The organism is Bifidobacterium apri (assembly GCF_009299485.1).
In the GTDB taxonomy this organism is placed as follows: Bacteria; Actinomycetota; Actinomycetes; order Actinomycetales; family Bifidobacteriaceae; genus Bifidobacterium; species Bifidobacterium apri.
Window position 1 is genome coordinate 1 of sequence record NZ_WBSO01000012.1, and the last position, 12,527, is coordinate 12,527.

A 12,527-nucleotide genomic window follows, 5' to 3' on the forward strand; every position below is an offset into this window, starting at 1 on the left:
GAAGGTGGAGGAGTGCCGCAAGGACGGAGGCAAGGATTGCATGCAATACTCCGCCACCGCGACGGCGGACAAGGCGGACGAGGATGCCGGGTGGGTCCCGGCGGGCTCGTCGTCGAAGTCCTCCTCCCGGTGGTCTGGCGTGCCGGGCTGGGTGGTTCCCGCGGCTGGCGGTGTGGTGCTGGCCGTGGCTGGCGGTGTGGTGTTCGCGGTGGTGGTCTCGCGTCGCCGGCGCAAGGCGCGTGCCGTGCCTGCGGGCGCGGTGCCTGCGGGCCCGGTGCCGGGCGTGCGGCCGCCTGCGGGCCCGCCTGTTCCCGCGTCCCGGCAGCCGGGGCCTGCGCCTGTGCAGGCGTATGGGCCACGCCCGCCCGCGCAGGGGGTTCCCGCGCCGCCACGGCCGCCGGCGCCCGGGGCGTCCGGCCCGGCGCGCCCTGCGGGCCGGCCCCCGCTGCCGCGCCGGTGACGGCGGCCAAGCACGATGACGGACACCAAGACAGGAAAGGATGATCATGGCGTTCAAGAACACAACATCGGATGACGACGATCCGGAGATGCTGCTTTCGCAGATCGCGCGGACGGAGCCGTGGGAGTTCCCGGAGGAGTTCACGCGGTTCAAGGAGGCGGTGGACGACCAGGTGGCGGTGATGAACCGGTCGCGGGCCGTGCTGTTGGAGCCGGGCGTGTTCGAATGCTCGGCGCGTGAGAAGGCCGTGGAGTGCTCGGACGCGATCGTCGGGTACCTGCGTGGCGCGGACCTCGACGCGAAGTTCGACAAGCTCCGCAGGCAGATCGACTCGCACAACCAGGCGATTTGCGAGGCGCGCAACGTGTGGCTGCCGGGTGACCGGCTGGACAAGGAGTCCGTGGACAGGATCATGGACGCGACCGAGCCGCTGGACCTGGTCGTCCCCGGTCTGGGCACGGTGGTCGGCGTGGCGGGTGTGGCGGGCGCGAACCTGGTCTCCCGGATGCTCGCCGGCCACCGCAAGGAGGTCGCCCGACAGGAATACGACCGGATCACCAAGGCAGTGGATCGAAGCAAATATGATCCCAGTCTTCCTTCTGCGCCTGATATCAACGGGATCTGGCCGCAGGAGAATCCTGGCGCCGGCGGTTCGGGGTCTTCGGGGTTGCGCGGCACGTGGGCGGACGCGCCGGCGGTCCCGCTTCCCCCGGGCGTGACGGGTGCGGCCGGGCGCGCGTCCTCCTTGGGCGGCGTGCCCCTGCCCCCGCGCCCCGGCGTGTCCGCCACCGGCGGAACCTCCGGCGACGGCGCCTCCGCCAACACCGGCGCCGGCAGTACCGGTAAAAGCGGCACCACCCACGGCGCAACCGCCGGCACTGATACCACCGCCAACACCGGTGGCCGGCGGCAGACCGTCGGGCACGGCCAGCAGGACGGCGGGACAGACGCCCGTGACACCCATGACACCCGCTACAACCGTGACGCGTATGACACCGCCGATTCCCATGACGCTGACGGCATCCGATACGCCGACGGCCGGCATGCCGGGGACATGGCCGTGGACGGCGGCATGGACGGCGCGTGGAATGCCGGCGGGCGCACGGTCTTCACGGCGGGCGCCGGCATGGGCATGGGTGTGGGCGCGGCCGGTATGTTCGCCACACGCCGCATGGGCGCCGCGGCGGGCGGCATGGGCGTGGGGGCGGGCATGTCCGCCGTCCCGGGCGCGGGCGTGGAATCCCTGTCCGCATCCGGCGCCGCGGGCGTCGGCTCGTATTACGCGAACACGCCGGTCAAGGCGAGCGTGGTGTCCTCGTCCATCAAAGGGGCGACCGGCATGGCGGCCGGCCTGCGCAAGGGCGAGCTCGCGCGCGCCGCCGCCGCGGAGGCGGGCGCGTCAGGCCGCAACGCCACGCCCGGCATGATGGGCGCCGCGAACGCCGGCTCCCAGGGCAAGAAAACCAAGCGGCGCAACACCATGGGCTACATCGCGCCCACCATCGAAGAAGACGAGGAATTCACCCCCAAACCCCTCGCCGCCATGGCCGGCCACATCAAAAACCTCGACAAATAACACCACACCAGTAACCAACCCCAAGTAACACCAGAAAGAACAACCACTCATGACACCATGCATATGCTGTGATCCCGATGGCTTGGACAAGACCGCGGAAGCGTACAAAAAAGCTGCCTCCGAGTTCAACAAAGCCAAATCGGAGTTTATGAAAACAGGATCAAACAACCCAGGTCTCGGCCTCTTCTTGGCGAACCTGTACCCCGCGTATCTGGGATGCAAATCAGCAACGCAAGGGTATCTCGGCAATATCGGACAGATGACGGAACGCATCAGCGCAGCATTGAAAAAAACCTCCGACGACGGTGGTGACACCGAGACGAAAATACTTGAGATACTCAAGCGAATCCTCAAAGAGATTGAAGAACAGAAGTCCGCATCATCCGGCGTCAATGTGCAAGTGAATGTCAACACGAGCCCCGCGGCTGGAGGGAATGCTGGTGGCTATGCCGGTGGTTTCACGGGAGGTGTCACTGGTGGGAGCGGCTTCGCCGGCGGAACCGGTTACACAGGCGTCTTCGCCGGCGGCTATTCCGGCATCGGCTCGTCATCATCCTCTACAGCTGTAACAGCAGAACAACAACAAACCGTCTCGATTCCTCAAGTACCGTTGCCCCTACATCTGCAAGAGACATCCACAACCGCCGATGCATCCACTGCTGCCAGCACGGCAGCAGATGCAACCGCCGCCAACGGTGCTGCAGCCACCACGCAACCACGGAATACCGGCCGGCAAGCCTTGCAGACCGATGGATCGTTGCCAAACCGCACAGATACAAGCTTTGCGGCCGCCAATCACAGCACCGCGGGCGCGTCAGGCAGCATCGACCTTGATGTTGACGGCGATGGCAAAGACGACTACTCCCTGAACCTCAAGAACGGCGGGACACACGCCGTGGTCGGGCAGGACGGTTCCATCACCGTGTCCCACCAGAAGACCACATCCGTACCGCTTCCCCCCAACGCCCAAGCCACACAGGACAGCTACCTGACCGTCGATGCCAACCATGACGGTGTCGACGACATCATGCTCACCGGCCAGCAGGGACAGAACGCCAAAATCAGCATTTACGAGCAAGGCGATACCGAGTATGCCGCAGTCGATTTCGACCATGACGGCGATTACGACGTTTCGGTACGCGTGGAAGACACCGCGCAAACCTACCAGAAGATGCGCGAACAGGCAGAAGAATCCGTATGGCAATCCATCGCCGACAAAGATCCCATGGGCAGGACCGCTGAAGAACTCAAGGCGCTCTACCAAGAGCGCGATATCATCGAACTGCCGCAGCGCAGCGAAATCAAATAGTGAAATCAACAACCGAAACCGATAGCAAGGAGACGCTACGACATGTCTGATTCATCGGAGAAGACGAGCTCATGGACGAAACGAGTAGTCGACTGCCATGATCTTTTCGAGGCCGCCGGCGATCTCGCCGCAGAGTTGGCGACATCGAACACAAAAATCAAGGAGGCAAAACACGTCGCAAAACAAGGTGCGAACGCGAAAGTCCTCAACGGGTATTCACAAGCCCGCCTCATCATCAGCGTTGTCGATGCATTATGCAAAGCAATCCTTGACTTCAGTCCCGTAGACGAGTGGATCAAAAAACCGTTCTTCGGGGACTGGGATGAACTACGCGCCACGGCAAACCAGTGGCGTGCATTGTCCACATCACTGACCGAGCTGCACAACAGCGTCGAAGAAGTCTCTTCCAAAGTCGTCGAAGACACGTGGAGCGGCAAAGCCGCAAGCATGTTCGTCCAACGCAATGACAGCATTGCGCAAGTCATCGGCCAAGGCGCACAGCCGTGCATCAGGACGGCTCAGACGTTGGAAGCCCTCGCTGACGAAGTCGACAACGCATTCGACATGGTCATGGACGCCATCGATCTTGTTGTCGAAATGCTCGAGGCGCTGCTTGCTACAAACAGCGTTCCGGTCGTGGGGCAGATCGCCAGCATTCCCGAAGCGGCCGGCTACACCGCTGAAATCATCAAGATTGCTGTGGAAATAGGGGAATATATTTCTGCGCTGGTCGCCGCCTGCATTGACTTCGCAAGCGTCGCCAACTCCATGATGAAGCTGACCGCACAATCGCAGGAAGTACTGGATCAATTCGCCAGCTGAAACACTCCAGACAGCACATAGCGTCACATCAGCACCACACGAGACAACGAAAGGAAAAAGGATGGAAGAAGCGGAATTTGAAGCGTTCATGCAGCGTCTCGATCAGCTGTCCGCCCGGCGCAAACTCATGCAAACCCAGTTAGCGGAACGCAAACGGCAGCTCGACGAGAACATCGCCAAACAGAAAAAAGAAAACGAGCAGCGTCGGCGCAACGGCGAAGACGGACGCGCATGGCAAGTGCTCCAGCAACGCATCGATATGGGCAAAACCTGCGAGCAGGATATTCTCTGCGGCATTGACAAATCGCCTGAAGCCCGGGAAGTACGCAGCTACATCAGCAAATTCGCAGGACAAATGCGTGACTATGTAGAAGATACGGACGACCCAGACAATGAAGCAGCCCAGGCTCGCATCGTCTTGGACGAACAGCTGGAACGCTTGCATGACCAGGAAGCGCGGTTCAATGCCACGGAATGAACCAGCAGCGGATCAGACGCTTACCCCATCCGAAGAGCGTCTGATTCGCCCGGTGACGCAGCATGACCTTGACTGCATATCCCTCATCGGGGCGGTGGCGTTCAGTTGCACCGCAGTCACTGTGGTGATGCTGTCCATGACATCCGAATCCATGAGGGAACAGTCGCACGATCTTCTGATGATGCTGCCGCTCACGCTCGCCGCAGCCACCATATTGTGCGATTGGCAGTGCGTGGACAATATCCGCAGACACCGCAGGCGACTCGCCATGGTTTCCTTGGCTTGCTCAGCCGCACTGGCGGCATGCGGTGGTGTCGCATGGTCGCTCACCATCCACAGCACACAGCAGGCGACGCTGGGCGCACTGCTCGCATCCTGCTGTGTGGCGGTGGACATGGCATTCATGATGATGTTGACGGACAATCCCGCAATCGGCGGGGCGAACACTGCGATACTCGCGGCATCGGTGACGGTCATGCTGATATGTACCTCGACCCTGATGACGGCGCTCCCACTACGGCTGCTCGCAGGCATCATCCTAGGTCTGGCGGCCTGCTGTATGCAGATGCTGCCCAATCTTGTGGTCCACGTGCCAGACCGGTATCTGGTGCAATGGCGTACCTACATGACCCGCCGTTGGACGGTACGCGGAGGCATACCACAGCAGGCCCGCGTACTTACCGACAATGACGTGCATGATGACATGCAAACCTTCCAAACACGCTATTGCGCAGGTGTCGTCCTGTGCCTGATCCTCATGCTGGCTGCGTACACGACGGTCGCATGCTGCTGTCAGTACGGGCAGATCGTCGACCGTATCGGATTCCTCGCCTTGAGCGCCGCACTCTTCACGTTCCTCACATTGAAACCACGCCAGTCAGGCCGCCCCTTTGAACGGTATGCGATGCGATTCGGCGCCATCATAACGCTGCTGGTATGCTGCACGCGCATGTCATCGGCATTGCCGGACATCAGCCCTGTGCTGCTGTCCACGGTTTGCATGCTGACCGTCGGCGTGGCGGGGCTGATACTCATCATGTGCATGATCGCCCAGCATGGAGGAGTCCATTCGCTCGCTTTGTCACGCATTGGCGACGTACTGTGTTTCATATCCATCATGATCACGCCGATAGCAACGTTCTTCGCCATCGGTGCCTTGGAATTCATAAGGGGATGCTGATGACTGGTCCATCATCCGCCACCGCACTCAACCCGGCAGCCCCGGCACTGCAATGCAGCGCCTCGTTGATTGATTTGGGGTTTGTCGCCTTGTGCGCCGGCGCCGCCGAACTCCTATGCCACAACGCCGTGGTGACTTTCATGATCGCTTTGGAAGCAGTCGCCGTGCTGGCAATCGGGGAAGGCACCCGGGGCGTGACACCTGGCAATATGCTGCTGGGGCTGAGAACAGTGCGTGCCGACGGCGTGCAAAACAGCGCCGCATCAGGAATACTGCCGGCAGGGATGAGCCGGATTGTCATCAAATACTGTGTGCTGATCGCCTCGTTCCTTGCCGCGATCATCGGATATCTGGTCGTTATCATCTCCCCGCTATTCAGCCATGACAGCCTGCGACAAGGATGGGCGAACAGCCTTGCCAAACTCGCTTGCATCGACATTCGCCGTCATACGGCATCCACATCCACACCACCGGCACTACAGAACCGCCAGACGCACACCACCGGCGTCGGCAGGCAAAACAAGCCGAAACCGGATACGATAAGCCCGCTGCCGGCTGTGCCAGTCCCCGGCATGCAACCGGAGCCGCACCCGGTATCCGCAGTCCCCATGCCCATCCCCATGCCCACTGCCGTCCCCGCCCCCAAACCTGCCGCGGCAACACCACGCACCCATGCAATCCGGCCAATCCCAGCGTCACAACAGGCGACAAGCGCGGCACGCGTCCGTCTACGTCAAACACCGCCGCCTGAACCACGTCGCAAGGCAACACCGCCGGTTGCAGTGCCACCGCCAACGCCAGCCCCTCGTGCCGTCCTGATGTTCGATAACGGGTCGAAAACAGCGCTCACCATACCCTCGACGCTGGTGCTGGGACGCAAACCCACCCCGCATAAGCTTCAAGACACCGTGTTGGCAGTGCCTGACCATACTGGAACCGTATCAAGGAGCCACGCGCGTCTCGAAATCACCGAAGATGGGGCGTGGATATCCGATCTGGGAAGTACGAACGGCACGCGGGTCATCAACCAGGAAGGCCAAGAGACACCGGTGCCTGTCAAACAGCGGGTGGAAGTCCATAACAACAACCGCATCGCTTTAGGCGACATGATATGCGTCTTGATCATCTCTGAACACAGGAGGGCACGCGCGTGAGTACGCAAGAGCCGCAGAACAGCCGACTTGAAGGGCCGAAAGCACCCAAAGGAAGGATCGTGCTCCAGTCTCCGCCGGAGCTCGAGCCCAGTGACGGTGTGAACACACTGCTCACACTGCTGGTGCCGCTTCTAGGATCAGTGAGCGCCGTGGTCATGATGCTGATGACGAACTCCGGATTGACCGGAATCCTCACCGGAGGCATGTTCATGGTCTCATCACTGGGATTCGTCGTAGTCAACGGGTTCAGACAACGATCGCAACGAAACGCGAACCTGACCGCATCACGCAGAGAATACCTCACCTACCTGGCGAATCTCAGAAAAACCGTGCGCGCGGCAGAACGCAAACAACGCAACGCCGCGTTGTGGAACGCGCCAGACCCACAATCCCTGACGGTGCTTGCCGAAGAACCGAAACGACGTTGGGAACGCACCCCGGCAGATGCGGATTTCATGACCATACGGTTCGGCGTCCACGACGTTGCGCTCAATCTCACCCTCGAATCACCGGAACTGCCTCCTCTCGCGCAGCTCGACCCGGTGTCGGCATCTGCGGCGCATCGCTTCATGCTCGCCCACCAGTCTTTGCGCCACATGCCGTACAGCGTCAACATCCGCCAGTATAAGCGGGTGGAATTGCTCGGCGACCCGAACCATACCCAGGCGCTCGCCAGAGCCATCATCTGCCAATCCTGCCTGTGGCATGCGCCGGAATATCTGCGGGTGCTGGTGCTCACGACCGACGAACGGAAAGCCTGCTGGGATTGGGTGCGAATGCTGCCGCACAACACATCACACAGCGGGAAGGATTCCGATCTCAGCCGATACATGGTGACCACCAACGTGCATATCGTGGATGAGCTGATCGGCGAGGATGTCACCAACCGGAGCCGATACACCGGCACCGATCAGGCGATGCCGTTCGTGCTTGTCGTCAATGATGGTCTCAACTCGGCTGTACTCGCGAACGAAACCAGGTTGTTCTCCTCGGGAGGTCTCAGCGGAGTCACTATCATCGATATGCCGAGTCAATGGGACGAACTGGAAGAGGACCACGTACTTCGCGTGCTGTTCTCCCAGGAAGTGGTCGAAGAAGGGCTGAATGTCCTCGAGCATCACAACGTCGACATTGTCGAAGTGTTCTCCACCACCATGAAACCAGTGCAGATTGAGCCTGATGGATTAAGCGTGCAAGAAGCCGTCGCCATTGCGCGCCGTCTTGGCGCGATCCAGATCGAAGGCCAGACGGAAAACGAATCGCAAGCCGCGAAATCGCGCAAGAAATCTTCCGAATTGCCCGCCCTGCTCGGAATCGAAGATATCCGTCATCTCAACCTGCAAACCTTGTGGGCGTACCGGACCGGCAGAGAACGTCTGCGCGTGCCAATCGGCCTGTTTGATGACCAAAGCACCGCATACCTCGATATCAAGGAGATGGGGCAGCATGGCATGGGGCCGCACGGCGTGCTCGTCGGCGCGACCGGTTCCGGCAAGTCGGAAGTGCTGCGCACGCTGGTGCTGTCCTTGGCGTTGAGCCACTCCCCAGACCAGCTCAACTTCGTGCTCGTCGATTTCAAGGGCGGCGCCACATTCGCAGGAATGGAAGGCATGCCGCATATTTCCTCGATCATCACGAACCTCGGTAGGGAAGCTTCGCTGGTCAACCGTATGGAGGATGCGCTGGAAGGTGAAATCAACCGACGTCAGGAGCTGCTGCGTGACGCCGGTAATTTGGCGAACATCACCGAATACGAGGAAGCTCGGGTCCATGGCGGCAGGAAGGATCTGCAGCCGTTGCCGTCGCTGGTCGTACTGGTTGACGAGTTTTCGGAACTGCTGAAAGCCAAGCCTGATATCGTGCAGTCTTTTGTCCGTATCGGCGCGGTCGGCCGTTCCCTTGGCATCCACCTGCTGATTGCATCGCAGCGGCTGGAACAAGGCAAGCTGCGCGGCCTGGACGAGCATCTGTCGTACCGCATCGGTCTGAAAACGTTCTCGGCGGCTGAATCCCGTGCGGTGCTGGGCATCCCCGATGCGTATGAGCTGCCCAGCCTGCCCGGCATCGGCTATCTCAAATCCCCGGACGGTACGATTACACGATTCCGCGCGTCGTACGTCTCCGGTGTTCCGCAAGGATTGTCCGGGGAAACCACCACGTTCCAGTATGCTGTGGAACAGATGCGCGGCCATGGCACGCCCGCCCACGTCGTGTGGTTGCCTCCGCTGGTCACACCGAACTCTTTGGATGAACTCATGCCGGATTTGACTGTCACCAAGGAATATGGCTTGATTTCCCCGAGCTGGCGGAAGCGTGGCACGTTGATTGCACCGTGTGCGCTTGAGGATCGTCCGCGTGAACAGAAGCGTGAGGTCATGGCGCTGGATTTGTCCGGTGCAGGCGGCCACGCCGCGATCGTCGGTGGGCCGCTGAGCGGCAAGAGCATGATGCTCAGGTCGGTGGTCGCTTCATTGGCGTTGACGCATTCGCCGTTGGAAGTCCAGTTCTACGTCATTGATTGCGGTGGCGGTACGTTCACGCCTATGGAGCAACTGGAGCATATCAGCGGCGTGGCGTCCGGCAACGAGGAAGAGAAGATACGGCGCACGCTTGCTGAAGTGTCAGGCATTATCGATGCGCGTGAGGCGTTCTTCAAACAGCAGCGTATCGATGGCATGGACACGTATCGTCGTCGTCGCGCCGCAGGCGAGGTCGATGACGGGTACGGTGATGTGTTCCTGATCATCGATGGCTGGGGTGTGTTCCGCGGCGAGCATGAGGAGATGGAATCGACAGTGCGGCAGATTGTCGCGCGCGGTTTGACATTCGGCGTCCACGTGTTGCTCAGCGCGAACCGTTGGATGGAAATCCGGCCGAATATCAGCGATTTGATCGGGACGAAAATCGAATTGCGCCTCGGCGATCCTGGGGATTCCCAGATCGACCGCAAGATTGCGGCGACAGTGCCGGCTGATGCGCCTGGGCGTGGTTTGAGCCCGGAACGCTTGCATATGCTGGTCGCGTTGCCTCGCATCGATGGCAAGCATGATGCGCAGACGGTGTCGGACGGCGTGTCTGACCTGATCGCAAGAGTGCATGACGCGTGGAAGGGCAAGCCGGGACCGAAGCTGCGTTTGCTGCCGACGAAGATGCCGTACCAGCCGTTCATCGACGCTGTGACACGGCAGGATACGGCCGGAGAGCTTACCCGCGGCCGTGGGCGTATGGTCATTGGCATCAACGAGAGCGCCTTGTCGCCGGTGGTATTGGACTTGAACAGGGATCCGCACTGCTATCTGTTCGGGGATTCTGGTTCTGGCAAGTCCACGTTCTTGCGGGTTGTCATCAATGAGATCGTGCGAGGATACCCTGACGGCAAAGCGAAAATCTTCATGGTGGATTATCGCAGAGCCAATCTCGCGCAGATACCAGATTCGCATATGGGTGCATATCTCACCAATGCTGAAATGACCGAGGAAAGTCTTGCCGATCTGGCGGAATATCTTTCTTCGCGCATCCCCGGGCCTGATGTGACGGCGGAACAGTTGCGTGACCGTTCGTGGTGGACCGGTTCGGAAGTCTATGTGCTTGTCGACGATTATGATCTGGTGGCTACAAGTTCGGGGAATCCGGTACGCGCACTGGTCCCCCTGCTCGCGCAAGCCGGGGACGTGGGGCTGCACGTGGTGGTGACCAGACGGACGGGCGGTGCCAGCCGTGCCATGTACGATCCGGTGTTGCAGGCTTTCCGGGACCTCGGTATGCCGGGTATCCTGCTATCCGGAGATCCGGATGAAGGGCAGCTGATCGGCAAGATCAAACCGGTGAAGTCGATTCCGGGACGTGCCCAGATGGTCACCCGCGATGAAGGTTTGATCATGATGCAGTTGGCCGACGCCCCGGTGAAGGAGTGAAGCGACGTGGAACGGGAATGAAGCGCTGCCGCGCATGATGCGAGCCGTGGATGCGGGACGTGGACTGGCGGATGGCGCTGTACGGATGTTGATGTCGGGAATGATAATCTGACATTCAAGGATGGACGATGCAGACTATCGGACAGCCATATGGTAGCTATCAGGAGGCATGGAGGAAAGTATGGGCAATCCCAATATGATGCCGCAAGCAGGTTGGAGTAGTCAACGGCCATCCGGAGGGCAGATGCCGGGTCAGGCAAGCCCGTCCGGTCAGCCGCCGTATGCGCAACAACCATACAGGCCGTATGCGCAGGGGTCATACGGGCAGCAACCTCAGATGCCGCAACAGGTTGGCCAACCGCAGCCGGGTGCGTCCGCTGTCCCCGCCGCACCCGCTGCTCGTCCGGGGTCTGGTGCCTATCCGGGGTCTGGCGCCAGTTCGGATCCTGCCCAGCAAGCGTTGCCGCCGTACGCTCAGACCGCACAGCGATCTCCTTGGCCGCAGCAATCGCGGGGGATTCAGCAAACGCCATCTGTGCAGCATTCGCCTTGGTCGCGGCAATACACGCAGCAAAGCGGGCAGTACGGACAGTACGGCAATCCCGGTGTAGTGGCAGGCGGTGTGACGTCGGCGCAATCGCAAGACAGGCGCTTCGACCTGTTTCCCAATCGAATCATCAGTATCGTGTTCTTCGTCGCGATGCTGCTCGCGGCGTTGCTGTCCTCGTTCCCCGGAGGAGTCGGTGCCAGCGGATTGCGCTGCAAACTGATATTCGGAGTGGTGATGCTCATCGTCGCCGCATGTGGAATCATCTACGTATTCGTCAAAGCGGTGCCGCGCCTGCGTTTGGCGAAAGACACGGGATACGGCTGGAAAGTCAGCATGTCCGGATGGACGACGGTGGTGTTGATCGTGATCGCCATGATCGCGGGCATGGTCATGACATCGTTCGCAGCCTCGGATTATTCCACCGGTCCGGTGACCGACACGGTCACCTTCGTGGGCGACGGGACGTTCCGCAAATCGTACAGGTCACATGGCATCCGCCGATCCAGGACGACAGCCTCCTATTACGAGTTCCAGACCGATTCCGGCAAGACGTTCCGAATCTCGCTGCCCAGCGGATATGAGGATTTGATGCCGGCGGATCTTGAATACGGGCAGCGGGTCACCTTGACGTATTACCCGCGCACGCGGATTCTGGTGCCTGACCCTGCGCCCAAAATCGCTGGTTAAGGCGTTGGCGCGGGAGCGTGTGTCTGTTCGCGCCTGTGTTTGCGCTTGTGTTTGTGTCTGTGTCTGTGTCTGTGTCTGTGTCTGTGTCTGTGTCTGTGTCTGTGTCTGTGTCTGCGATGCTCTGTATCTGCTTTGTGCCTGCCCCGTGTCCATGCGGCGATGGCTTCGAGTTATCTACAAACTGGTTTCACTGATGCGGGAGTTGGCGTAACCAGTTTGCGCAATGAAGTCGGATGAGCGCTCGCATCGGTGCGATGAGCCGTTTCACAATTCGGTGCGCGGGGTTATGTGTGTCTGGGCATGCGTGACCCGACAGATTGCTGCGTGCGGGGGTCGGTTTGTGTGTTATCGGGTGTGTTGTGTATGTCGTGGCATACGCAACACACCGGATTGTTGC

At 60.5% G+C, this 12,527-nt stretch carries 9 protein-coding genes; 8 read left to right on the top strand and 1 reads right to left on the bottom strand.

Features of this window, described 5'->3' with window-relative positions:
- Positions 1-234, bottom strand: a 234-nt coding sequence (locus tag DSM100238_RS09465; protein ID WP_205730709.1) for a hypothetical protein, incomplete at its 3' end; no start/stop codon positions are given.
- A 272-nt stretch (positions 235-506) separates the two neighbouring features.
- Here DSM100238_RS09465 and DSM100238_RS07085 point away from each other — a divergent pair.
- From DSM100238_RS07085 to DSM100238_RS09360, 8 genes are all read left to right on the top strand, one after another.
- Positions 507-2,036 carry a hypothetical protein gene (locus tag DSM100238_RS07085; RefSeq protein ID WP_152355981.1) on the top strand — a complete coding sequence of 510 codons (1,530 nt, stop codon included), beginning with the start codon at positions 507-509 and terminating at the stop codon, positions 2,034-2,036.
- A 148-nt stretch (positions 2,037-2,184) separates the two neighbouring features.
- Entirely contained in the window at positions 2,185-3,345 is a 1,161-nt protein-coding gene (locus DSM100238_RS07090) for an FG-GAP repeat domain-containing protein (protein ID WP_152355982.1), read from the top strand.
- Positions 3,346-3,387: 42 nt separating this feature from the next.
- Positions 3,388-4,167 carry a PPE domain-containing protein gene (locus DSM100238_RS07095; protein WP_152355983.1) on the top strand — a complete coding sequence of 260 codons (780 nt, stop codon included), beginning with the start codon at positions 3,388-3,390 and terminating at the stop codon, positions 4,165-4,167.
- Between the two features lie 61 nt (positions 4,168-4,228).
- Positions 4,229-4,645 carry a hypothetical protein gene (locus tag DSM100238_RS07100; RefSeq protein ID WP_152355984.1) on the top strand — a complete coding sequence of 139 codons (417 nt, stop codon included), beginning with the start codon at positions 4,229-4,231 and terminating at the stop codon, positions 4,643-4,645.
- Positions 4,632-5,825, top strand: coding sequence for a hypothetical protein (locus DSM100238_RS07105; RefSeq protein WP_240812393.1), 1,194 nt, complete (start codon positions 4,632-4,634; stop codon positions 5,823-5,825). The genes DSM100238_RS07100 and DSM100238_RS07105 overlap by 14 nt, the downstream gene beginning before the upstream one ends.
- Positions 5,825-6,979 (top strand): FHA domain-containing protein, encoded by a 1,155-nt coding sequence (locus tag DSM100238_RS07110; RefSeq protein ID WP_240812394.1) that lies wholly within the window; start codon positions 5,825-5,827, stop codon positions 6,977-6,979. The genes DSM100238_RS07105 and DSM100238_RS07110 overlap by 1 nt, the downstream gene beginning before the upstream one ends.
- Positions 6,976-10,893, top strand: coding sequence for a type VII secretion protein EccCa (eccCa, locus tag DSM100238_RS07115; RefSeq protein WP_152355985.1), 3,918 nt, complete (start codon positions 6,976-6,978; stop codon positions 10,891-10,893). Before DSM100238_RS07110 ends, eccCa begins: the two co-directional genes overlap by 4 nt.
- Positions 10,894-11,062: 169 nt before the next feature.
- Positions 11,063-12,130, top strand: coding sequence for a polyadenylate binding domain-containing protein (locus DSM100238_RS09360; protein WP_167511101.1), 1,068 nt, complete (start codon positions 11,063-11,065; stop codon positions 12,128-12,130).
- Positions 12,131-12,527: the final 397 nt, after the last annotated feature.

Coding starts and splice junctions, on each gene's coding strand:
- DSM100238_RS07085 (WP_152355981.1), top strand. CDS start 507: ATGGCGTTCAAGAACACAACATCGGATGACGACGATCCGGAGATGCTG.
- DSM100238_RS07090 (WP_152355982.1), top strand. CDS start 2,185: ATGAAAACAGGATCAAACAACCCAGGTCTCGGCCTCTTCTTGGCGAAC.
- DSM100238_RS07095 (WP_152355983.1), top strand. CDS start 3,388: ATGTCTGATTCATCGGAGAAGACGAGCTCATGGACGAAACGAGTAGTC.
- DSM100238_RS07100 (WP_152355984.1), top strand. CDS start 4,229: ATGGAAGAAGCGGAATTTGAAGCGTTCATGCAGCGTCTCGATCAGCTG.
- DSM100238_RS07105 (WP_240812393.1), top strand. CDS start 4,632: ATGCCACGGAATGAACCAGCAGCGGATCAGACGCTTACCCCATCCGAA.
- DSM100238_RS07110 (WP_240812394.1), top strand. CDS start 5,825: ATGACTGGTCCATCATCCGCCACCGCACTCAACCCGGCAGCCCCGGCA.
- DSM100238_RS09360 (WP_167511101.1), top strand. CDS start 11,063: ATGGAGGAAAGTATGGGCAATCCCAATATGATGCCGCAAGCAGGTTGG.